18 protein-coding genes are annotated in these 23,576 nt (G+C 46.4%); 7 read left to right on the forward strand and 11 right to left on the reverse strand.

The genetic code is table 11. From position 1 onward, the window contains the following. Positions 1-6 precede the first annotated feature (6 nt). The 8 genes from CIK98_RS15960 to CIK98_RS16000 form a co-directional block, all read right to left on the reverse strand. On the reverse strand, positions 7-645 hold the full coding sequence (locus CIK98_RS15960) for a VWA domain-containing protein (RefSeq protein WP_094385995.1): 639 nt from the start codon (positions 643-645) through the stop codon (positions 7-9). Between the two features lie 55 nt (positions 646-700). Then, positions 701-1,339: a VWA domain-containing protein gene (locus CIK98_RS15965; protein ID WP_094385997.1), complete on the reverse strand. Its 639-nt coding sequence runs from the start codon at positions 1,337-1,339 to the stop codon at positions 701-703. A gap of 12 nt (positions 1,340-1,351) precedes the next feature. Beyond that, positions 1,352-2,026, reverse strand: a complete 675-nt coding sequence (locus tag CIK98_RS15970; protein WP_094385999.1) for a TerD family protein — start codon at positions 2,024-2,026, stop codon at positions 1,352-1,354. Between the two features lie 11 nt (positions 2,027-2,037). After that, positions 2,038-2,676: a stress protein gene (locus CIK98_RS15975; protein ID WP_094386001.1), complete on the reverse strand. Its 639-nt coding sequence runs from the start codon at positions 2,674-2,676 to the stop codon at positions 2,038-2,040. Between the two features lies 1 nt (position 2,677). Further along, positions 2,678-3,307, reverse strand: a complete 630-nt coding sequence (locus tag CIK98_RS15980) for a TerD family protein (RefSeq protein ID WP_094386003.1) — start codon at positions 3,305-3,307, stop codon at positions 2,678-2,680. A 3-nt stretch (positions 3,308-3,310) separates the two neighbouring features. Next, positions 3,311-3,874 carry a TerD family protein gene (locus tag CIK98_RS15985; RefSeq protein WP_371683284.1) on the reverse strand — a complete coding sequence of 188 codons (564 nt, stop codon included), beginning with the start codon at positions 3,872-3,874 and terminating at the stop codon, positions 3,311-3,313. Positions 3,875-3,987: 113 nt separating this feature from the next. Continuing rightward, entirely contained in the window at positions 3,988-5,382 is a 1,395-nt protein-coding gene (locus CIK98_RS15990; protein ID WP_094386006.1) for a hypothetical protein, read from the reverse strand. 1,064 nt (positions 5,383-6,446) lie between these two features. Beyond that, entirely contained in the window at positions 6,447-7,013 is a 567-nt protein-coding gene (locus tag CIK98_RS16000; RefSeq protein WP_094386010.1) for an RNA polymerase sigma-70 factor, read from the reverse strand. 192 nt (positions 7,014-7,205) lie between these two features. Here CIK98_RS16000 and CIK98_RS16005 point away from each other — a divergent pair, with 192 nt between their 5' ends. The 6 genes from CIK98_RS16005 (at position 7,206) to CIK98_RS18415 (ending at position 17,092) form a co-directional block, all read left to right on the forward strand. Next, positions 7,206-8,345 (forward strand): TlpA disulfide reductase family protein, encoded by a 1,140-nt coding sequence (locus CIK98_RS16005; protein ID WP_172409997.1) that lies wholly within the window; start codon positions 7,206-7,208, stop codon positions 8,343-8,345. A gap of 121 nt (positions 8,346-8,466) precedes the next feature. Continuing rightward, positions 8,467-9,603: a redoxin domain-containing protein gene (locus CIK98_RS16010; RefSeq protein ID WP_094386014.1), complete on the forward strand. Its 1,137-nt coding sequence runs from the start codon at positions 8,467-8,469 to the stop codon at positions 9,601-9,603. Between the two features lie 160 nt (positions 9,604-9,763). Next, positions 9,764-10,936 (forward strand): FecR family protein, encoded by a 1,173-nt coding sequence (locus tag CIK98_RS16015; protein WP_094386016.1) that lies wholly within the window; start codon positions 9,764-9,766, stop codon positions 10,934-10,936. Between the two features lie 35 nt (positions 10,937-10,971). After that, positions 10,972-14,436 (forward strand): SusC/RagA family TonB-linked outer membrane protein, encoded by a 3,465-nt coding sequence (locus CIK98_RS16020; RefSeq protein ID WP_094386018.1) that lies wholly within the window; start codon positions 10,972-10,974, stop codon positions 14,434-14,436. 18 nt (positions 14,437-14,454) lie between these two features. Continuing rightward, positions 14,455-16,023 (forward strand): RagB/SusD family nutrient uptake outer membrane protein, encoded by a 1,569-nt coding sequence (locus CIK98_RS16025; RefSeq protein WP_094386020.1) that lies wholly within the window; start codon positions 14,455-14,457, stop codon positions 16,021-16,023. 910 nt (positions 16,024-16,933) lie between these two features. Continuing rightward, the gene (locus tag CIK98_RS18415; RefSeq protein WP_172409829.1) at positions 16,934-17,092 is read left to right on the forward strand and encodes a hypothetical protein; all 159 of its coding nucleotides are present in this window, start codon (positions 16,934-16,936) and stop codon (positions 17,090-17,092) included. Positions 17,093-17,390: 298 nt separating this feature from the next. On the opposite strand, the gene CIK98_RS16030 is transcribed toward CIK98_RS18415, so the two are convergent. Beyond that, a complete protein-coding gene (locus CIK98_RS16030; RefSeq protein ID WP_094386022.1) occupies positions 17,391-19,868 on the reverse strand; it encodes a GH36-type glycosyl hydrolase domain-containing protein in 2,478 nt (825 codons plus the stop codon). Positions 19,869-20,159: 291 nt separating this feature from the next. Here CIK98_RS16030 and CIK98_RS16035 point away from each other — a divergent pair, with 291 nt between their 5' ends. Further along, on the forward strand, positions 20,160-21,437 hold the full coding sequence (locus CIK98_RS16035) for a cellulase family glycosylhydrolase (protein WP_253249770.1): 1,278 nt from the start codon (positions 20,160-20,162) through the stop codon (positions 21,435-21,437). On the opposite strand, the gene CIK98_RS16040 is transcribed toward CIK98_RS16035, so the two are convergent. Further along, on the reverse strand, positions 21,427-22,323 hold the full coding sequence (locus CIK98_RS16040) for an AraC family transcriptional regulator (RefSeq protein ID WP_094386026.1): 897 nt from the start codon (positions 22,321-22,323) through the stop codon (positions 21,427-21,429). The genes CIK98_RS16035 and CIK98_RS16040 overlap by 11 nt on opposite strands. A 52-nt stretch (positions 22,324-22,375) precedes the next feature. Next, entirely contained in the window at positions 22,376-23,566 is a 1,191-nt protein-coding gene (locus CIK98_RS16045; RefSeq protein WP_172409998.1) for an AGE family epimerase/isomerase, read from the reverse strand. Positions 23,567-23,576 lie beyond the last annotated feature (10 nt).

The following is a 23,576-nucleotide window of genomic DNA, read 5'->3' on the forward strand; positions in this document are numbered from 1 at the left end:
TTCTTTTTACACTACTAAATTTACCTCGGCAGGCGGAGCCGGTAACTCTGTTTGTTCCGAAATACCCATAGTACGCCCACCTTGTTGAACGTTAATTGTAACCCATTGGAAAAACTTTTTGAATGTATTGCTGTCCATTGTATCAAGCGTAAATACATTCTCTGTCAGTTTCTTTAATGGCTCGGTTTTTGCTTTGGGACCAGCCGCACAAGCGACAATATTGGTAAACTGATGCTGTTTCACTCTTTTAATGGCGTCATCATAAACCATCAAATCGGAAGGTTTGCCATCAGTCAGTAAAAACAACAACGGCATCCAATCTCCTTTTTGCTCCCTACTTCCCATATTAACCTCCCTATCATAACAATCACATAATACATTAAGAGCTGCTCCAGTATGAGTAGGACCTGAATCCGGGCAAACTATCTCTGGCAACTGAAGGCTTTCCAACTCTGTCAGTGGCAATATTTGTTTTACTTCTCTATCATATGTGATTATGCTAATACATGCAGTTTCAAGTGCATAGGGATCCAACCTTAGTGAGGCTATCATGTCAGACAATCCCACCTTAACTGATTCAATTGGCTCGCCCTTCATTGAGCCACTTGTATCTATAAGTATATATACTGGTAATCTTCTGCTCATAAAGTTTTGATTTGTCTGAAAGGCACTGTTCAATACCTTTCAGACCTTAGTTAAACTATACTACAATATTAACTTCTGGTGGTGGAGGAGGTAATTCACTCATTGTTGTTGCTTCACAAGCAGTATCCTCTACAGATTTACTGCTTGTACTAATTGAAGCAGACACCCATTTGAAAAATGCCTTGATTGTGGCACTGTCAGCTGTATCAAGCTGTACGACATTCTCCGTGATTTGTTTAAGAGTGTCAGTGCTTGCTCCTTGTCCTGCGGCACAGGCCACAACCATACCACATTTTCTCTTCTTAAACTCAGCTAGTCCACTTGAAATATTATCAGTAGGCACACCATCAGTCATTATAAATATCAATGGACGCCAATCACCCTTAACCTCAGCTGTAGTTTTAGTGATTTCTGAATCCATTTTCTGTGAAAGCAGGTTAAGGGCCTCACCAAGAGCGGTGCAACCACTCGCCTCAATGTTTGGTTGTTGGAAAGCAGCCAATTCAGTCAGCGGTGTAACTTGTTGTGCTGACGAATTAAAAGTAATAATACTAATGTATGCCGTTTCCAAAGCATAAGGATCACTTCGCAATGTTGAAATCAGTGTCTGGACACCATTTTTCACTGCCTCAATTGGCTCACCATACATCGAACCAGATGTATCGAGCAAAAGATAAACGGGTAATCTTCTCATATATAATTCTTTTTATTTTGAATAATCTCTCATTACACGTCCAATAGTGTTTACTATTGAAGTATCTGGGAATGCATCACCAATTGCGGCAAATTTCCATTCACCATTTCTGCGATACAATTTGCCCATTACAAGAGCGCGCATACCCACACACTCTGTTTTCGTTGCAACATCGTATTGAGCGAACACTTGTTTTGGAGCCTTGTCTGGTGTACCCTCAAACATACGAATTGAAGCATAAGGAATACCGGAGAAGTCACCACTATAATCCTCATTATTATATATATTGAGGAAGAAAACAATAGAGTTTACATTACTGTCCACTCTGTTCAAGTCAACAGTGATAATCTCATTGTCAAGTCCGTCATCACCGTCTTGATCACCAGACCTATCATCTCCTGTATGATGCAAAGCCCTGTCTATTGAATCGAGTTTTCCATTGGGCAATCCTACATTACTATCTCCAAAGCGATACAAAGGAGACCATATATGGTCTATTGGTTTTCCATCAATGTCAAACATCAGACAGCTTAAGTCCAAGTCAACATCAACATTACTTGACAAGAGCCCAAATAATGACTTCTTTACTATAGCTCCCCAATTACAACCCACACAAAAGTTTGTGAGTTTCGCACCGCTTTCTTTTACAAGATTAATACGATGTCCTTTTTCTAGTCTTATTGCCATAATTTTTTTTTTTAATCTTTACTACCTGGTGAATAATTAAATCCCCAACCATAACATTTGTCGCAATCGCTATGAGAGTCATGGAATGTCAATAGTTTTTTTACTGTTATAGTGTTTTCTCCGCCAAAATCAAGTTCTGCAATTGCACAAAATCTCTTATCACTTGTTTGCTGACCCATTTCGACAATTACTTCCTCACTTCCTGGCACTTGAACTTTTACAACAGCATTGGTCTCCGACCACTTTGCAACACCTTCATAAATGAAGGTATAAACAATGATGCGCTTAATGTCATTAACTCCCTTCGGATTAACCAAAATGGTTTCACCTGACGAAGAACCACCTCCACGATCATCTCCCTTATGCCATATAAATGGAGTTTGGTCATAACAACCTTGTCGTGTCTGATGATGACGGTCACCACCCCTTCCATGAGAAAACTGCAAACCATCAATCAGCATCTTTTGCCCATTCCGCATCTCATAAAAACAACCTAAGTCCAAGTCGATGGCATTACCCCAAAGAGTCTTCCAAAAGCCGCCTTTGTTCCAGTCAAGATTAATAACTATCTCTCCAGTTAGGGTGTTACCGGTTTTCTTGTCTAGATTGATTCTATGCCTGTCACCACCTTTTTTGAGAACTATTGCCATACTACATAAATTTTGATGCGTATTTTCTACATATAGGTTCCAATCCATCCGCATGAGCTTCTCCTACGGCTTGGAACTTCCATTCAGAGCCTCGACGGTATAGACGTCCAAACTCAACTCCCTTATCGGTGGAGAAGTCTTCATCGAGATCATATCTGCAAATCACGTCTCCCGTTACGGCATTTTTGATTTGGATAAAAGCATCGCGCACCTGACCAAAGTTATACTTTCTACGTGGATCATTGATATTTGTTGGATCCCAATAAATACTAACGGTGAAAAGAATCTCCTTTACCGAATCGGAAGTTTTAGTGAGATCAACTTCGATTTCCTCATTGCCTTCGCCTTTATCATCGTCATCATCTCCCAGGTCATCTATTGAACCTATCACACTCTTATCCAAAGAACATGGACGTGTTTCACCATTTATCACAATTATATTTGTAGAGCCATAGAACACAAAATCTGCCTCATTTTCTATTTGTCCACTATTACCCAACAGAAATGTAGAAGCATCCAAATCGTATGGTGGGTCAGCATTCGGATTCACCTTCCAGCCCATTTCAACTACAAGCAGGGAGAGATTTGGCTCTATCTCAACTCTCTGCCCTTTTATCAGATTAATAGCCATACGCTAACCAACATATTTGTCAACAAAGAACTGCAAGCCTCCCTTATATCCTTGACCAACAGCTTCAAATTTCCACTCTCCATTTCTCTTGTAAAGTCTGCCAAATTCAACGGCCGTTTCAACGGAAAAGTCTTCATCAAGATCATATCGTGCTATTTCCTCATCGGAAACTGCATTATATATCCTAATGTACGAATTACGTACTTGACCAAAGTTTTGGCGACGTTCTTCTGCCTTATGAATTGTAACAGTAAAGATGATTTCCTTAATTCGAGCATCAATTTTTGTCAAATCAACAGAAAGAGTCTCGTCATCACCACCATCACTATTTCCACCTGTCATATCATCACCTGATGATTCTACTGCACTATCTGGAGATAATGGATTGTTGTAGAATACGAAAAATTCGTCTTGTGGCAATTTCCCGTTTTCACCCAACATGAATGCCGAAGCATCCAAGTCAAAATCATAACCTGTACTTTTGTTGGGATCCCATCCCAATCCTACACCTACTTTTGACAAACCAATTTCGATGCGTTGTCCTTTTTGAAGATTAATCATAACTATCTGTTTATTTAATAATATCTATCTGCAAAGATACAATAATCTTCAATATCCAATATCAAGAAGCAAAGGTTGCAACGATTCGCCAAGGTAGCATCTATGATATGGTTGCAAGGTTACAACGCCACAATACGGCGCCAAAACTCAGACTCTGCCGCATGCACTACGTCAGCATCATTACTACTTCTAAATAAACAAAGAGATGTATTCACATTGATACAATAATTTCCATATATGTTCCTTTTTATTAGATAGTCTTCCGCATGAGACAGGACACCATCTAATTTCATAATTTGGCGTTTGATTAAGGCAAACATTGGAAGCCTTATCTCGGGAATCTCTATATTCGGAGCTTTTTTTCTATCACCACCAAATTTTTCATATATCATCCCGTATTTTTTCATAACAATAGCCATCCTTTTATTGTATCTTTCCAATAGTTTTGCAGTCTTGGGTTTACTGAAGTTTATTCCTCCACTTGCAGATTCTAATATCAACAATGCATACAATGCCTTTTCTCTTCTATGTAGCTTATCCACTTTTACATCTGCATCAGGGAACGATATTTCCTCTTTAATTGTATCAATTAGTATAGAACTAACTATTCCCTTCTGAAGCATATGTATATCAAGAATCTGCTTGTAAAAGCCCGCATATACAAAACGTCCCTTTTCTTCCCGTAGATAATTTATCTCACGGGAATGGTATAATGTAGAAAATGTGTCTATGAATAATCTTATAGTATTAATTGCATCATTATCTAATCCAAGAATAAGAAAATTTGCATATTCCTTGTCATTGGCAGATGTTTCTCCTATTTTAATAAATAACGAAGGTTGCACATCATACATTTCATGAATAGTTAGTTTTGTCGATAACTGTTCTTTACAGAATTCTGACGTTGATAATGAAAAAAGTTTATCAATCACCATATTTAATTTATTCTCACTCGCGCTAGGATATAAAAACGAAATAATCTGAAATAGTTGTTCATGGCTTATAGAACGATAATGCTCTGATATTTGTGGCAAATAAACAAAATCAAATCCTGCCAAACGTGACTCTGATATTATTTCCCTATAATTTTCTCTAATGGATTTATTAGCCAATTCATCTTCACTACTTTCAACATACAACATTTGTGCATTTTCAAAAGTCAACCCATTATGTTCAACAGAAACCACATCAGCATCAACATTTAGTTTATCGGTCATAGTCGCCAACAAAGAAACTATTATCAAGGCTTCTGTCCTTGCACAATAATCATCAGAGAAGGCAATATTCATACAATCATTCAGAAAATCACGTTTCAAATTCTCTGGAGCTTGTACCAGTATTCTGATAGCTTGCGACAATGTCATATTTGAGACATACCTTTCATCATCTTTTTTTATGCCATACTTTTCCTTAATTGACATAAGAAACTTTATTTCCCTTGTGTCAATTATTGCATCCGCTTTTATCAAATCAGATACTATACGCATAATACTGGTACGTTCTTCCTGTTTCATATTTGAAAAAGTATAATGAGCCCGCTCCTAAACCCAATTGTTTTTAGTTATCTCATATACCAAAAAAAACGTGGAGCAAGTCCTCTGTCACTCGTTCCACGATCTATAGGCCTTCGCATTGCCCTTCTTGTCGAAACGAGCAACGCTGAAAGCCCCACGTATGTGTATATATAGAATACCAACATTAGCACTATAGTAAACTAATGCCAATGAGGGCTGCATATAATACACCCCATGAGGCGTTTCCGTTGCTTTGTTTTTGACAAGAAGTCTTGAAGGTGCGAAGTTCATAGATCGTCAAAACCAAAGCGTACAGTTACGCCTTTTATGTATATGTGTCTTGCCCGCCTCTACCCTATTGTGGGCTTTCAGCAAGCCTAAGACTGGGGGCAAAGTTAATAAAATTATTTAGTACAACAAAGAAAATTCCCAAAAATCTGCTCTTGTCAATAAAAAAAGACTATCCCATAATAAGTTCCTTAAGTTTCCCACCCCTTATGAGTGGTCTAAATATTTGTTTTGTGGTGCGACCGTCGAAAATACAATTAGGGTTATTCGCCTAATTTTTTGATTGATGGCAAATAAATATAAGGATGAATGTCGCTAAAACCCTACACCCTACATTGTTTCGGGCTAAATACCTGCCACTCAGATAATTACAGAATGTAGGGTACCTCTCAACCCTACATTCACCTTACACAAATTGAAATGCCAATGAATTGATCGGGCTATCGAAATGAAAAAATCGGTCATCGTGGAGACGCTTACAACCTACAGCGCGGATTCAACTAGCAAGTGCAAATTTACAACATCTTTTTGTAAAAGCACTCATTAGGAGTTAAGGAGTTATCGCTCCCTTTGGTCGCTGGAAGTTAAGACAATAGTTTTGATCGCAGAGTTCTAAGGCTTGGACATTCGTCTTAACTCCTTAACTACCAGTAATTTCCCTTACTTCCGAAAGTTGAGTTCATAATTTAACTTTCGGAAGTAAGGGAAGTTGAGTCTGTACATTAACCTGTTTTGGGGATTTTATTCCAAAAAAAAGTTATGACTTTTGGGGAATCTTATCCCATCAGAAAGAGGAGAAGGCACAGGACGTCGGACGACAACGACTCACGAAGCGTGGCTATTGCCTTTCGTTTCAGCGACTTCACCGTTTCGGAGGAAATCTGTAGTTGCTGGGCTATCTCGCGGTTCTTCTTTCCTTCCATACACAGCAGGAGCACCTCGCGCTGGCGGCGGGGTAGGGAGTTGATGGACAGGAGCAGCATGCGATAGACTTCCTCGGAGAAGAATTGCTCCTGACCGTCGTCGGTGAGTAGAAACTCGGTGTTCTCGTTTTTGTATGCCTGGGCATAGTTGTTGAGCACCGTTTCGTGGCGCAGGCAGTTTTTCACGGCATTGCCGACACTGTTGTAGAGATAGGACTTCAGCGAAGCCAATGACGAGAAGTCGAGCCGCCTTTCCCACAATGTGGAGAAAAGTTCCTGCACGATGTCTTCCGCCATTTCCTTTTCCACGCTCTGCATGGCATAGACAACCAAGGCAGCATAAAAATGGTCATAGAGCAACGCTATGGAATTGTTGTTCCACATGCAGATGTCGGTTATGCTTATGCCTTGATTCTTCATATTGTCGTGTATCCTTCTTCGCTTCTCAGTTGCAAAGTTAATGGAAAAGTTTCATATAATTGTCAATTTGACATTATTTTATATAAAAAGCATTAAAAATACCACAGCTTTGGTATATTGTCTAACCTTTTGTGCCATTTCAGGTGTTATAAATAATAGAAGCATGAACTAATGAAACAGAAAATGAAGAAAATGAAAACAATTCTTGCGGCATTGGTGTTTTCCGCCACTGCCGCACTGGCTCAGAACGGCCAGAAATTCACCTTCTCCGGTCAGCTTTCCGACGTAAACGACTCGCTTGAGATATGGGCGGTGACCGTTGGGGAGAACGATTTCGGAAAGTTTGCGGAGATTCCCTGCGAGAAGGGCAAGTTCTCTTTCACTACCGACATTGCCAAGGCGAAGTCTATTCAATTTTTCATTCCCTTGGCGCAGCAGCGCGCCAAGGGCAACCGAATGCTCGTAAGAGGATTGGCAACGGCAATTCCAGGTGAGCACCTGAATGTGGAGGGAAAATTGGAGGACTTCACCTTCGGAGGTTCGAAGATTTACCAAGACTACAACGAGGTGAACAGAATATTCACTGCGGCAAACAAGAGAAACATGAAGTTCTATGAGACTTATGTTGCCGCCATAAAGGCAGACTCGACGAAAAAGGACGAGGCTATGGAAACCATGAACAAGGCCTACGAGGCATCGGAGGCACAGACAGCTGCAGAACTGATGCAGTTCGTGCGTGCCAACGGCAACAACGAGGTTGTGGCATTGGCTCTTAACTCACTGAATGTTGACAGCATTCCCGCTGCCTTGAAACTGATTTCCGCCGATGTGAAGAACGGACGCATGGGCGTGTTTATAGAAAATGCCGAACAACGATACAAGACAAAGGTGATGAAGGACGAGGCGAAGAAGAAGGTGGCTGCTGGCAAAGAGGCTCCCGACTTCACGCTCAACGACATCAACGGCAAGCCTTTCTCCCTGTCGTCGCTGCGCGGCAAGTATGTGGTTCTCGACTTCTGGGGATCGTGGTGCGGATGGTGTATCAAGGGAATGCCCGACATGAAGAAATACTACGAGAAATACCGTGGCAAGTTTGAGATCGTGGGCATCGACTGCAACGACACCGAGGCAAAATGGAAGGATGCCGTGAAGAAGCATGAACTGCCATGGATTCACGTGAAGAGCGAGAAGGCAGACGCAACGCCTCAGAAATATGCCGTGGAAGGCTATCCCACAAAGGTTATCCTAAATCCCGACGGAACCATCTACAAGGTGATAGTAGGCGAAGACCCACAATTCTACAAAGAACTCGACTCTCTCTTTGGTAAGTAGTTGACAAGTGACGAGTTGACAAGTTAATAGTCCAACCGCAAAACAGCGGCAAAGGTATCACCTTGTCACCTTGTCAACTCGTTAACTCGTAAAGCGAAACTTAAAGTAATAACGAATAACAATGAAGAAAACAACTATTTTGGGGCTGTTGCTTGCCTTTGCCGCAAGCACGGCATCAGCGCAGAACACAGTTACCATAAACGGCAAGGTGGAGTTTGTGGGCAACGACAAGAAAGTGTCGGTAACGACCTACAAAGGTTTTGAGAAAATTACATTGGGAGAAACAGAGATAGCTCCCGATGGCACATATTCCCTCTCAGTGACAGTGGACAAGCCAACGAGAGCCTTCGTGACCTGCTGTCTTGAGCAGAGGGCGACAGCGTGGCTTGAGGACGAGAATCTCGGCATCGACTTCCGAGGCATAGACACGGCAAAAATAAAGATAAAGAATCCTCCTTACGTATATATAAGAGGTGGAGAGAAAAACGAACTGATGAACCTCGCCAACTTCATCGACTTCCGTGGTTACCAGATGGGCATCGCCGCCTCGCAGAACATCTACAAGCAGGACAGCCTCAGTTCAAATGTGAAGCAGAAGGTGTTTATGGAACTCTATGACGCAGTGAACGAAGACACCAAGGCATACTACAAATACTTGTTGGAGCACTACAGCCATCTCACCAGCTGTGTCTCGCTGCTTTCGCGCTTCAACTTCGACAAGGACTCGACACTGATCTTAAACGCACTCGCCAACATAGAGAAGAACAATCCCGGCACGACTGTGGCAAAGGACTGGTTGGCAGACTTGAGAGACCGTCAGGAGAAGACACGCCGCGCCGCAGTGGGTGCAATGGCTCCCGACTTCACCTTCCCTAACGAGAAGGGAAAGAATGTGTCGCTCAGCGACTTCAAGGGCAAGGTGGTGCTCGTGGACTTCTGGGCAAGCTGGTGTGGTCCGTGCCGTGCTGAGATTCCAAACGTGAAGAAATACTACGAGGAGTTTAAGAAGAACAAGAACGTGGTGTTCCTCAGCGTTTCCATCGACAGCAAGAAGGAGGCATGGGAGAAGGCTCTGAAGGAAGAGCAGATGCCGTGGCGACAGTTGCTCGCTCCAAACTCAGGACGTGACGCGATGGACAAGTACCAGTTCAACGGCATACCATATATCATAGTAATAGGCAAGGACGGAAAAATATTCCGCAACCATCTGCGTGGCGATGCCATCAGACAGGCAATCGTAGATGCGTTGGCAAAGTAAGCAGCCAGCATATTATAGCCAAGCCAAGGGTGTTAGGGAATGTACCTTAACACCCTTGTTCTGTTAAAAATGATATTTTTGTCGGTTTTTGTGGCTTTTTTCTAAATTCTTGTCACCTTTTTCGCCATTTAAGGTGTATTAAGGTTAAAAGGACAAATATATGAACGACAAAAGTAACATAAACGAACTTGTTGCAAGACACATTCTCGGAGTTTCAACTCCGGAAGAGGACAGGCTGCTCGAAAGCCTGCTCGACGAAGATCCCGAACTGAAGTCGAAGGTAGAAGGTATGTTGGACAACAAGGCTTTCGTCATGCGCTACAGGCAGTTTGCCTCCATAGACAAGAGGAAAGCCAAGAAACGGTTTTACGACAAACACGAGTCGCGTCCCGCATCAGCCGTTACCCATGCCGCAATCGTTTGGCTGAAGCGAATAGCAAGCGTGGCTGCCGTTGCCGTTGTAGGCATCGTGCTGTGGCATTTGGCTATGGCTGACAGGAAGACAGCAACCCCGCAGATTGACGAGGAGGCAATCGTAGCGATGGAGAAACTGGAGAAATCGGGCATCAACGAGGCTACGCTCCTCATCAAGGGTGCCAAGGCATCAAACGTCAGTTCTGCCACTGCCGCCGCCGAAATAATGCAGAACAACAGGGACGCGGCTGAGGAAGTGCAGGAAACAGACACACCCGAAGCAACGCTCGTAACCCACCACGACAAGGAGTTTTGGATGGTGCTCGACGACGGCACCCACGTACATCTTAACTACAACTCAAGCCTTACCTACCCGATGCACTTCAACGGCAAGGAACGCCGTGTGTTTCTCGAAGGCGAGGCATACTTTTTTGTGGCAAAGGACAACAGCCACCCGTTTGTTGTCTCCACTCCCTACGGAGACATACGCGACTACGGCACCGAGTTTTGTGTAAACACCAAACCACGACAGGGCTGCGCCAGCGTGGTGCTCGTGAAAGGAAAGGTGGGCGTGGTGACAAGCAATGGCAGGGAGACAATACTTCGCCCCGGCGAGAAAGCCGAGTTTACAGGCAATCACCGCGTCACGGTGTCGAAGGTGGATGTGGAGCCATACGTGGCGTGGAACACAGGACAGTTTTTCTTCGACGGCTGCTCGCTTGAGGAACTTACCGATGTATTTTCGCGGTGGTACAACATAGGCGTGGTGTTTGAGTCGGACGACATAAAGACGATGCGCTTCACGGGCGACATTAACAAGTATGACGACATACTTCCCACCATCCACGCCATAAAGGAAGTGACAGGAGTGGACATCACCCTTCGCGACGGAGTGATGACAATAAAGGGAAAGGAATAACGACAAGATACATTTATTTACAAAAAAGAGAGAATATGAAGCATTTCTTAACTTCCAAAAGGACGCTATGCTCGCTGCTTTTCGCATTGTGCGCCATGGCTCCATGGACTATTGAGGCTACGGCACAACGCAGCCCCAATGTGACGATCAAAATGACGTCAGCCACAGTGAAGAACTTTTTCGCCGAGCTGAAAAAGCAAACCGGCCTCGACTTCATCTGCAGCACCGACCTTGCCGAGTCGCTGCCAAAGGTGTCGCTCAACGCACAGGACAAGCCGGTACGCGAGGTGCTCGACGAAGTGATGGACAAGCTCAACTGCAGCTACTCCATTGAAGGAAACATAGTGACCATAAAGAAACGTCAGGCAGGCAACATGCTCACAGGACGCGTGGTTGACGAAAACGGCGAGGCACTTGTGGGTGTCTCCGTCACCATTCCCGGCACCAACGTAGGCACTGTTACAGATAGCGACGGTCGATTCGCCCTACGTGTGGCTCCTGCACAACGAGGAAAGAACGTCAGCGTTTCCTATCTCGGCATGAAGACCCAGACCTTGCCCATGCGTCGCCTGCAGACATCGAAGGTGATTACACTCGAACCCGACGCCAACATCATGGACGACGTGATTGTGACTGGTTATCAGACCATATCGAAGGAACGTGCCACGGGATCGTTCGGCACCATGACAAGCAAGCAGATTGACGGAAAGCTCAACGCCGACCTCACGCAGAAACTCGAAGGACAGATAGCAGGTGTGGTTCTCGACAAGGACGGAAATCTCTCTATCCGTGGTATCGCCACCTTGAACGCCGCCACACAGCCTCTCATCGTTGTCGATGGATATCCTACAGAGTGCCAGCTCAGCGAGCTCAACCCCGACAACATCGAGAACATCACCGTGCTTAAAGATGGTGTGGCAGCCTCAATCTACGGTTCTCGTTCTGCCAACGGTGTCATCATCGTCACCACGAAAAACGGTGCCGAGGGAAAGACAAGGCTCAGCTACCGAGGAAGCTTTAAGTTTGAGTCGAAGCCAAACCTCGACGACCTGCACATGGCGTCAACATCAGACTACATCGACGCCGAACTTGCGCTCTACGACCTCAATCCCAACAGCTCATCTTACAACATTGCCTACAGAACCGCTAACCAGAGCGACGTTGACTACCTGCTGACTCAGCGCAAGGCAGGAAAGATTAGCGATTCGGAATTTAATTCTGCCATCGACAAACTGCGTGGCAACAACGTGCTGCGCGACATGGAGAAATATATGTTACGCACTGCATTCACACAGACCCACAACATCGGCATCAGCGGCGGCAACAAGGTGAACAAATACAACCTTGCGGTAAACTATACAAAGAACCGTGCGTCTTACATAAACACCGACAACGACCGACTGCTCGTTGACCTTAGGAACGAATGGAATCCATATAAGTTCCTGACCGTAGGCGTGGCAGCCAACGTCAACTACTCACGTTCTAATTCGCCAAGAAACTCATTCCAGTCGTTCACCGACTATACCAGTTATCTGAAACCCTACTCCCGACTGGCAGACGACAACGGTAACCTCCTGAACATACGTACTGTCAGTGCCGCTACTGCCGACCTCTACAGTTCGGTCAGCGGACTTAAGGACACCGACTACAACCCCGTGACCGATGCCTACGAGGACTACAACAAGACCACCAGTTTCGCGGCACGCTTCAACGGTTTCCTGCGCTTCAAAATCATCGACGGGCTTACCGCTGAGGTGGGAGGCAACTGGACTCGAGGCAACTCTACGAGCAAGACCATATCGACAGCCAACAGTTACCGCATGCGCCTTGCCTTCAACAACGGTACCTCGATGAGCAACATCTCAAACCACTATGTTCCCGACGGCGACATGATTGACGAGACCCGCTACACCAACGAAAACTGGACAGTGCGCACACAGGTGAACTTCAACCGCACGTTCGGAAAGCACCGTGTAACTGCACTTGCAGGTAACGAGGTGCGCCGCATAACCTACGACAACAACACCTACGCCACTCGTCTCGGCTACAACTCAACGGCAGGCTCGTTCACGCCAGTCAACATCAAGGACTTCGTGTCAGGTGTTTACAACCAAGACATGCTCAACGGCAACGACCTTGCATGGTATCTCAAATATGGTAGCTACGGCATCAGCGACAACCGTTTCGTGTCGTGGTATTTCAACGGATCATACGAGTTCGACGACCGCTATATCATCAGCGGAAGTATTCGTGAGGACCTCACCAATTTCTTCGGCACCGACCCGAAATATCGCCACAAACCAATGTGGTCTGTGGGTGGAACATGGAAGGTGAAAAACGAGAAATTCTTCAACGTTGAATGGATCGACCGCTTGAATGTCCGTGCATCCTACGGCGTGAACGGTAATATCTCGCTCACCGACGGTCCTTACCTCATCCTCTCTGCCGGCTCCTTCAGCCCTATTACCGGCGGTGTGTCAAACAGTATATCTTCCTTCCCCAACAACTCCCTTCGCTGGGAGAAGACCACGACCAAGAACATCGGTATCGATATCAACGTGCTCAACAACCGATTGGGCTTCAGCTTCGACTACTATCACAAGAAGAGCACCGACCTGCTCGCCTCTGATGCTGTTGACCCGACTCTCGGCGTTTCGTCAATCAGAAAGAACGTAGGTTCTATACGCAACCAGGGATTCGAGTTCGCCATCAACGGCACTCCCGTAAAGTCGCGCTACTTCCGTTGGGACGTGACCTACAACCTCTCATTAAACAAGAACGAGGTGCTCGAATACAATGTCAACCGCAAATACCCGACATCTTGGGCTTGGGTGACACCAATTCATGCCGCAGGCTATCCTATGTACGGACTCTTCGGCTACAACTTCGCAGGACTCGACGACAAGGGACAGACCATGATCTTCGGAGCCGACGGCGAAAAGAAGCTCGCCTCTGCTTGTACTGTTGACGATGTTGTATATCTCGGCACCGCAGTGCCAAAGGCAGACATGGCGCTGACAAACAACTTCTCTTACAAGAACTGGAACCTCTCGTTCATGTTCATTGCCAAACTTGGCCATAAGTATCGTAAGGACGTGTTCCAAGGCTCCAACATCAACAGCCGCCACGTAGCAGAGCGTTGGCAGAAGGCAGGCGACGAGGCAACGAAAATCTATCCGGTGCTTAAGTCGTGGAACATGGACATGTTCTACTTCCCGTTCTGCGACATCAACATAGGCAACGCAAGCTATGCCAAGCTGCGTGACCTGACCCTCACCTACAACTTCGACAACTCGCTCACCAAACTCATCGGCATGAGCGACGCAAAGGTATATCTCCAGGCACGCAACCTCTTCCGCATTACGGCAAGCGACTGCGATATTGATCCTGAGACCTTCGAACTGAACTACAGCGGAGGAATGAACGACTCATCAAACGCAGGATATGCCTCACTGCCAATGAATCCGGAGTTCTACATCGGTCTTACATTCAGTTTCTAACCCTTACAACAGAACACTATGAAGAAATTAAAATATATCTTCGCGGCAACACTCGCCGCAACGCTCGCGTCCTGCGACAACTTCCTCGACGTGAAGCCCGTGGGAAAGATGATTCCCACAGAGGTGTCACAGTTTGAGAACATTCTCAACAACAGTCTCACCGTTGACCCTTACTTCATGATGGACAACAACCGCAGCTGCTTCTACGCTGCCATGGCTGACAACCTCACCATCACGGAGAACCTGGCAAAGTACCAATACACTGCCACCTTCCCAAACCTTGAGAACCTGGCTGCCTACATTTTCTACTCGCCAGTGCAGGATCCGATCAACACACCATTCACCTGGACCTACAGTTACAAGGCTCTCGGTTACTTCAACAACGTAATCGACGGAGTGACAGCCATCGACAGCGAGTCAGCTTACGCAAAAGGAGTCATCGCACAGGCACGCCTCGGACGCGCTTGGCAGATGATGAACATGGCCTTATGCTACGGTCCTATGTACCAGGCAGGAGGGGCCAACGACACCAAGGTGGTGCCATATCGACTCTCGGGCGACCCAACCGTAGGCAACGGCGACCTCAACACGACAGCCGAGATTTTCGAGCTTGCGAAGGCTGACCTCGACTATGCCTGCGAGAACTGCCCAAACACCGTGGCAAACCATAGCCGTGCCGACAGAGCCTGCGCCTACGCTCTGCGTGCAGAATACTATATGTACACACGCGACTGGCAGAACATGCTCGCCGACGCACAGAAGGCTTGGGAACTTGCCGTTGCCAACAGTGGCAGTGCCGACAAGCTCATCTACAACTACAACGACTTCTACTACGAGGCACTCACCGAAATCAACCCGCCAGAGGGCTGTTCACCGGAGCCTTTCATGACACTGCGCGGTCCTGACACCGACTTCGAGCAGACTACTCACCGTGAGATTCTGCTCTACCGTTCAGTGCCAAGCGGAACTACCACCACTAAGTATGTGCCTTCAGAAGACTGGAAGTCTATCTTCGACTTCGACCACGACCTCCGCTGCAAGAAGTTCTTCTTCATCGTGGAAGGCTATCACACCACCTACGGCGACATTACTGTTGACGATGGTCTGCAGATCAACGACTACCGTTCCTACAATATGCAGACCACCGAAGGCATCACCTATCCTCAGTTGTTGCTCGAAAAGGCAGAGGCAGAGGCACGCACAGGTAACACCTCAGCAGCCTTGCAGAGCCTTAACCTCCTGCGCAAATATCGCTATAACTACGGCGATGGCGTGAGCACCGACTTGAAGAACGGCAGTTCGATGTCTGCCGACCAGCTCCTTAACGAGATTCTGACCGAGCGCCGCCGCGAGCTTCCCCTCGTGTCGTTCCAGCGTATGCTCGACCTGAAGCGATATGCCTACGACACAGGCAAGCCATGGAGCAAGACCGTGATTGAGCACAAGATTGGCACCAAGATATATAGCAAGCCCATCACCGACGCTTACTTCCAGTCGCTGCCAATAGACAATGCCATCATAGAGTACAACCCGCAGTGGGGTCTGCAGACCAACACCACCGAGTATGCTCCTTACAGTGCATGGTAAAATATAGTTAGTTGACAAGTGGACGAGTTGACAAGTTGATAGTCAAAGCCAAAAGACTGCGGCATGAGTAATAACTTGTCTACTCGTCCACTCGTCAACTTGTCAACTCGTAGTTTTATGTTCTTTTTAGGGTCATAGGGGTCATAGGGACAGGTACCTTGGTTCATGTGCATATATGGAACACCAACATCTACATTGGGAGTGATCCAATGCCAATGAGGGCTGTATATAATACACCCCATGAGGCGTTCCCGTTGCTTTGTTCTTGACAATCCTTAGAGTGTGCGAAGTTCTTCTATCGTCAAAACCAAAGCGTACAGTTACGCCTTTTATGTATATGTGTCTTGCCCGCCTCTGCCCTATTGTGGGCTTTCAGCAAGCCTAAGACTGGGGGCAAAGTATATAAAATTATTTAGTACAACAAAGAAAATTCCCAAAAATCTGCTTTTATCAATAAAAAAAGACTATCGCAAAATAAGTTCCATAGTTTTGGGGTGTTCGCCTTGCTAAATTAAAGAACTTTAGTTTCCCACCCCTTATGAGTGGTCTAAATATTTGTTTTGTGGTGCGACCGTCGAAAATTCAATTAGGGTTATTTGCCTAATTTTAGATTGATGGCAAATAAATATAAGGATGAATGTCGCTAAAACCCTACACCCTACATTATTTCGGGCTAAACACCTGCCACTCAGGTAATTACAGTATGTAGGGTGCCTCTCAACCCTACATTCACCCTACATTCACCTTACACAAATTGAAACGCCAATGAATTGATCGGGCTATCGAAATGAAAAAAAACGGTCATCGCGGAGACGATTAATGAGACCATGAAAAAATTAATGTACGGATGATGTAGGGTTAATGTAGGGTTGAGAGGCACCCTACATTCATTAATCATCTGATTATCAAGATGCTGCTACGAAATAATGTAGGGTGTAGGGTGTTTGCGGAGCTGGCTTATACAACACGAAACGAGATGTCTTATGGCAACTGCAAGCCTAATGTCTTAGCCAAGACTGTCACAGTTATGACAGCCGACTGTCGTAGTTATGACAGCCGTCTGTCGTAAGGTGACAGTGCGCCCTTTGGTTAAATGCATTAGAAGAATGAAATGAAAAGTCCTCCATTGACACGCATTTGGGAAACACTCGCCCTACTACTAAAAGCTGAATTTCAGAGGGTTATATTGTGGTTGCAATGCTATAAAGGGTGAGGAACTTAAATTATATTAGATGTATTCATGCTGCAAAAATACATCTTTTATTTCTAAAAAACAAAGAAATTTCCTCTAAATCGCATGAAAATAGTGCGATTTAGAGGAAAAATATACGATAACTCATCTAAATCTTATAAAAATCATATGATTTTTACATAACTACTACCACAGTGTGGCTGCCCTCAGAATAAGGAATGACATTTCCACTTACGGGCTGTCCGTCGACTGTCATTGAACTTATGCCAGTCTGGCGTCCATCGGGATTCTTTACCGTGATGGTGTACTCAGCGTCGCGGAAACGGCGACGTACTGTATATTCATCAGCTGTAGAAGGAAGGCATGGACGTATGGCAAGACCTTCATAGTCGGGTTGTATGCCGAGGATGTACTGGCTGACGGTGAGCCACATCCATGCAGCAGTTCCGGTAAGCCATGAGTTCTTTCCCTCGCCAGGTTTGAAGGCATCTTTACCGGCTACCATCTGACAGTTGACGTAAGGCTCGACCTTATGCAGCGTTTGGTGTTTCTCCTCAACGTATGATGGAAGTATCTTTGTGTAATGCTCCCATGCGTCGTTGCCGCGTCCTGCCACGGTCATGCCTATGATGACCCAAGGGTTGTTGTGGCAGAAGATGCCGGCATTCTCCTTGTATCCCTCAGGATATGACGATATTTCTCCCATCTCGACATGGTATGTGGTGTAAGCTGGATTATTGAGCACAATGCCATGCTCGCAGTCCATCATGCGCTCTACAGAGTCGATGGCCTTGTCGCAGAGTCCTTCTTCGAGTCCGATGCCAGCCATTGTGCACCATCCCTGACTTTCGATGAAGATCTTTCCTTCCTCATTTTCGTTAGAGCCAATCTTGTTGCCATAGAAATCGTATGCGCGGAGGAACCATTCGCCGTCCCATCCATCTTTTTTCACTGCTTTCTCCATGGCTTCTACGGCAGCTGCCATAGTGTCGGCCTCTGTCTCGAAACTGTCGATGCCATATTTCTCAGCGTCCTCTCCTTGGCGTGCAAGCTGTCGGCAAAGGTTGATGTATTCTTTTCCGGTAACGACAAACAGGCCGGCAATCATGAGCGACTCAGCCTTGCTGCCTTCGCTCTTGTTTTCGGTGGTTTGGAAGCTCTCGTTGGGATCCCATGAGAAGCAGTTGAGGTTCAGGCAGTCGTTCCAGTCGGCACGGCCAATGAGCGGAAGGGCGTGAGGACCGAGGTTGCGTGTGACGTGTTCCATCGATATCTTCAGATGTTGGAATAGAGTCTTCTCGCTTCCTGGCTGATTGTCGAACGGAACAGGCTCGGTAAGGATGGAGAAGTCGCCTGTCTCCTTAAGATATGCTGCAGTGCCGAAGATGAGCCAGCAGGGATCGTCGTTGAATCCTCCGCCGATGTCGTTGTTGCCTCGTTTGGTGAGTGGCTGGTACTGGTGATAGCATCCTCCGTCGGGGAATTGTGTTGAGGCGATGTCGATGATGCGCTGGCGTGCGCGGCTTGGCACGAGGTGTACGAAGCCCACGAGGTCTTGGTTGGAGTCGCGGAAGCCCATGCCTCTGCCCACTCCACTTTCGAAGAACGATGCCGAGCGCGAGAAGTTGAAGGTGACCATACACTGGTACTGGTTCCAGATGTTGACCATACGGTCGAGTTTGTCGTTGCCACTTTCCACGGAGAAGTTTGAGAGCAGCTTGTCCCAGTAGGCACAGAGTTCAGCGAATGCGGCGTCCACTTTCTCGGTGGTGTTGAAACGTTCGATGAGCTGGTGAGCCTTCTCTTTATTGATAACCTTCTTAGCCTCAAATTTCTCTTCCTGTTTGTTTTCTACATATCCGAGCAGGAACACGAAGTCGCAGCTTTCTCCCGGAGCGAGTTCCACCTCTATATATTGTGAAGCTATGGGGCTCCATCCGTGGGCGTGGCTATTGCGTGGACGGCCTTCGACCACAGCGTCGGGTGCCGACTTCTCGCTATAGAGTCCTACAAAGGTCTCGCGGTCGGTGTCGAAGCCCTGTATCGGTGCGTTTACGGTATAGAAGGCATAATGGTTGCGGCGTTCGCGGTATTCAGTCTTATGATATATAGTGGAACCCTCTATCTCCACCTCTCCAGTAGAGAAGTTGCGCTGGAAGTTTTCCATGTCGGTGGCGGCGTTCCACAAGCACCATTCGGTAAACGAGAATAGCTTTAGCTGCTTTTTTTCCGAGGTGGTGTTGGTGAGTGTCAGTTTCTGTACCTCGCCCCATGTCTTGAGAGGCACGAAGAAGAGCACAGATGCTTCGACACCCAGTTTTTTTCCTGTGATGCGTGTATATCCCATACCATGACGACACTCGTATGAGTCGAGTGGTGTGCGGCAAGGCTTCCATCCTGGATTCCAAATCGTGTCGCCGTCTTTCAGGTAGAAGTATCGTCCGTCGTTGTCCATAGGCACGTTGTTGTAGCGATAACGTGTGATGCGTCGGAACTTGGCGTCCTTGTAGAAGCTGTAGCCTCCTGCAGTGTTAGAGATAAGGGAGAAGAAGTCTTCGTTGCCCAGATAATTGATCCAAGGCCATGGGGTCTTTGGATCAGTGATGACATACTCGCGCTGAGCGTCATCAAAATGTCCGTATCTTTTTTCCATTTCGTTAGTTATTGACTTTTTGTTTCCTTTTTTTCGCTACAAAGATAGTACGTTTTCATTTATCTACAAAACAAAATTCCAATTAATTACGTTGTGTTTATGACATTTGTTGATAAATATCATTCCAAATAGTTGTTTTTGATAAAATAGTATCAAAAGTTGATAATTATTATATTTGAATATCGAGAAAAAGACTTTATCTTTGCAAAAAAATAATTTATAATAACCAAAACAACTGAAACAATGCAAATGAAAAAAGTTATCTATCAAATGCTGATAGCTGTGATGGCCATGATTGTCACCGGGTCTTGCTCTTCTGTGAAGGACACGGAGGGTGACAAATTTGTGAAAGTGGTGGACGGACATTTCGTGCGCAACGGTAGTCCTTACTACTATGTGGGAACTAACTTCTGGTATGGTGCTATTCTTGGGTCGGAGGGACGTGGAGGCAACCGCACACGCCTTTGTCAGGAACTTGACGACATGAAGGCCATGGGAATCGACAATCTGAGAATACTCGTGGGCAGCGACGGAGAGGAGGGCGTGCTGACAAAGGTTGAGCCAACCTTGCAAAAGGCTCCTGGCGTGTATAACGATACCATATTAGCCGGATTGGACTACCTTCTCATGGAAATGGGGAAGCGCGACATGGTGGCAGTGCTGTATCTGAACAACTCATGGGAGTGGAGTGGGGGCTACGGCTTCTATCTCGAGCATGCTGGAGAAGGAAAGGCTCCACGTCCTAATGAAGATGGTTATCCTGCCTTTATGGATTTTATGCGTAAGTATGCCACATCTGAAAAAGCTCACCAGCTATTCTACGATTATGTGAGATTTATCCTGGGACGCACCAATCAATATACTGGTGTGAAATATACCGACGACCCAACAATCATGTCGTGGCAGATAGGCAACGAGCCCCGCGCTTTCGGCAAGGAGGAGCTAAAGCCGTTTGCGAAGTGGCTTGCCGAGACATCGGCCTTGATACGCAGTCTCGACACCAACCACCTCATCTCTATCGGTAGCGAGGGAGCATGGGGATGTGAGGGCGACTACCAGACCTACGAGACTATCTGCAAGGACAAGAACATAGACTACTGCAACATACACATCTGGCCTTACAACTGGAGTTGGGCCCGTCCTGATAGCCTTATAGCCGACTTGCCCGCAGCGTGCGACAGTACGAAGCAATACATAGAACGCCACCTTGAGATATGCGACCGTTTGGGCAAACCCTTGGTGATGGAGGAGTTTGGTTATCCGCGTGATGGATTTAAATATGACAAAGCCACCACGACACAAGGCCGCGATGGCTATTACAAGTATGTATTCTCACTGGTGGCCGACAATGCCGAGAATGGAGGGAAGTTTGCCGGATGCAACTTCTGGGCATGGGGAGGCCGCGCCAATCCGAAACACGAGCAGTGGCTGCCTGGTGACGATTATACCGGCGACCCGGCACAAGAGGCCCAAGGCCTTAACTCAGTATTCTCGACCGATTCCACCACACTCAACATTGTGAAGGAACAGGTGATGAGAATGGAGAAGCTAAAGAAAGCTAAACAATGATTTTCGTCTTATGGTAATACTCCCTGAACTCTGTGGGCGCACAACCTTTCTTGCGTTTGAACACACGGTTGAAATTGCTTAGGTTGTTGTAGCCGCAGAGGTAGCAGATGTCGGCAATGCTCTTGTTTGTGTCTACCAGCATTCGGGAAGCGAACCCAAGACGAATGTCGATGATATAGTCGCTCACGGTGCGTCCGGTGTGTAACTTAAAGAAGCGGCTGAAGGCTGTCTCGCTCATGCAAGCAAGGTCTGAGAGAGTCTTCAGCTTTATTTCTTTCATATAGTTGCTATTGATGAAGTTTTTCACCTTAAGGATGCGTGAACTGTCTTCTTCTATCACAACCTTGGCGTAGCTCGTAGTGGCAAGAGTGCGTGAGCCGTCGCTATTGGCTAGCACATTGAGTATGCGGAGGAAACTGATGAAGGCTTCGAAGGGGTCTTTGATGCTACTGAGCTTCTGAAGGTCGTTATAGATTTTCATAATGGTGTCCATGGAAAACACAAGACCTTTGCGGGCCTGGTTGAGCATGTGGTAGATGGACTTGAGAGGCGATGTGGCGAAAAAGCCTTCGGAAGAGAGGTCGAAGCGGAACTGCACGGTGATTTCGTGGATGTCGTCGCTCTTGCAATCGTTTTGCATCCATACATGTTCCAATTCAAGACTGGTAATGAGCACAAGGTCATATTCGCCGATTATCTCGCTGCTGTCGCCCACAATCCTTCTCACTCCAGCTCCGTGTTCCACGAAGTTTAGTTCAAACACTTGGTGGTTGTGTATTGGATATGTGAACTCTTTCTTATGACGGTCGGCTATGTACATCAGGTCGCCATCTCTCAACGGGGTTATCTCATGGAGAACGTGGTCGGTATTTTGATCTTGCTTCATAGTTTTTCTATTATTTCGATTTTCAGTAGTGAAGGAAGTTAACGAGGTCAGGTTATATTCTCTCAATAAGTTCGAGACACATTCTGCCATTATGGTATGGACACTTCCAGAATCCGGCTTTGTCGTCTTCAAGGTTCAGTGTTCCGTCAGCATGTCGGCTCCAGTACCATTCTCCGTTCTCGTTATCGATGAGGTTTTGCTTTATGTACTGCCAGCAGTGTGTAGCTTTCTCCAATGCCTGTTCGTCTCCAAAATATTGGTAGATATTGAAGAATCCTACCACGGCCTCTGCCTGTACCCACCAGTGTAGGTCATCGTCAACATGTCCTGTGTCAACATTAGCCTCGTGCACCATCGAGCCGTCGGCATTGAGACCTTTTTCCGATGCCTTTGCCACCAACTTCACTATCGGCTCCACCTTTCTCAGCACTTCCTCGTCGCCAAGCACCAGGGCTGCCTCATGCATGAGCCATGAGCACTCAATGTCGTGGCCATAGCTCTCAAGATGTCCGGCACCACGGGTCCAGTCGTTGTCGAAGAAGAGGTCGAGATGGTGAGTCTCCGGGTTGAGTATCTTGTCAGTGAAGATGTTGATGAGATTGCGCAATGCCTTTTCAAGACGCTCGTCTTTCCATATTCTGAACAGATTTGTATAAGGTTCGATGATGTGCAGATGAGTATTCTGCGACTTTGGATAATTGGCATCAAAGTCAGACAGTCTCATGTCTTCAATCTTGCCCCACTCTCTTGTGCAAGCTTCTATATATCCATTGTCTTTTCTGTCGAGTGAGTGTTGCTCGATGCATTCAAACAGGCGGATGGCATAGTCGAGCGCTTCGCGGTCGGCTGTGGCACGGGCATACTCGCTAAGTCCATAGATGGCGAAACCTATGGCGTAGAACTGCTTCTTTGTGTCTTTAGGGCGTCCAAGGCAGTCGAGCGACCAGTAAATGCCGCCAAACTCTTTGTCGTAGAAATGTTCGAGAATATAGTCCTTGGCACGTGTTGCGGCGGCAAGGTATTCCGGACGTTTCAGCACACGATAGGCAGCGCTGAAGGTCCAAAGTATGCGTGCGTTTAGTATCGCACCTTTCTCCGCATCGGGGTGAAGCACTCCGTGTCCGTCTATTCGTCCGTAAAAGCCGCGGTTTTCGCGGTCAATCATTTTGTCAAGCCAGAAGGGCAGGATGTTTGTCTGAAGCACATCCTGCACCTCCTGCTTCATCAGGTCAGTTTGTTTCATTGTTTCATAA

It is taken from the genome of Prevotella sp. P2-180 (genome assembly GCF_002251435.1).
GTDB lineage: Bacteria > Bacteroidota > Bacteroidia > Bacteroidales > Bacteroidaceae > Prevotella.

Bases quoted from the DNA above. Each gene is read 5' to 3' on its own strand.
- CIK98_RS15980 (WP_094386003.1), bottom strand. From the start codon at position 3,307: ATGGCTATTAATCTGATAAAAGGGCAGAGAGTTGAGATAGAGCCAAAT.
- CIK98_RS16000 (WP_094386010.1), bottom strand. From the start codon at position 7,013: ATGAAGAATCAAGGCATAAGCATAACCGACATCTGCATGTGGAACAAC.
- CIK98_RS16010 (WP_094386014.1), top strand. From the start codon at position 8,467: ATGAAGAAAACAACTATTTTGGGGCTGTTGCTTGCCTTTGCCGCAAGC.
- CIK98_RS18415 (WP_172409829.1), top strand. From the start codon at position 16,934: ATGCTGCTACGAAATAATGTAGGGTGTAGGGTGTTTGCGGAGCTGGCT.
- CIK98_RS15960 (WP_094385995.1), bottom strand. From the start codon at position 645: ATGAGCAGAAGATTACCAGTATATATACTTATAGATACAAGTGGCTCA.
- CIK98_RS16005 (WP_172409997.1), top strand. From the start codon at position 7,206: ATGAAAACAATTCTTGCGGCATTGGTGTTTTCCGCCACTGCCGCACTG.
- CIK98_RS16045 (WP_172409998.1), bottom strand. From the start codon at position 23,566: ATGAAACAAACTGACCTGATGAAGCAGGAGGTGCAGGATGTGCTTCAG.
- CIK98_RS15975 (WP_094386001.1), bottom strand. From the start codon at position 2,676: ATGGCAATAGTTCTCAAAAAAGGTGGTGACAGGCATAGAATCAATCTA.
- CIK98_RS16040 (WP_094386026.1), bottom strand. From the start codon at position 22,323: ATGAAGCAAGATCAAAATACCGACCACGTTCTCCATGAGATAACCCCG.
- CIK98_RS15990 (WP_094386006.1), bottom strand. From the start codon at position 5,382: ATGAAACAGGAAGAACGTACCAGTATTATGCGTATAGTATCTGATTTG.
- CIK98_RS15970 (WP_094385999.1), bottom strand. From the start codon at position 2,026: ATGGCAATAAGACTAGAAAAAGGACATCGTATTAATCTTGTAAAAGAA.
- CIK98_RS16020 (WP_094386018.1), top strand. From the start codon at position 10,972: ATGAAGCATTTCTTAACTTCCAAAAGGACGCTATGCTCGCTGCTTTTC.
- CIK98_RS15965 (WP_094385997.1), bottom strand. From the start codon at position 1,339: ATGAGAAGATTACCCGTTTATCTTTTGCTCGATACATCTGGTTCGATG.
- CIK98_RS16025 (WP_094386020.1), top strand. From the start codon at position 14,455: ATGAAGAAATTAAAATATATCTTCGCGGCAACACTCGCCGCAACGCTC.
- CIK98_RS16015 (WP_094386016.1), top strand. From the start codon at position 9,764: ATGAACGACAAAAGTAACATAAACGAACTTGTTGCAAGACACATTCTC.
- CIK98_RS16030 (WP_094386022.1), bottom strand. From the start codon at position 19,868: ATGGAAAAAAGATACGGACATTTTGATGACGCTCAGCGCGAGTATGTC.
- CIK98_RS16035 (WP_253249770.1), top strand. From the start codon at position 20,160: ATGATTGTCACCGGGTCTTGCTCTTCTGTGAAGGACACGGAGGGTGAC.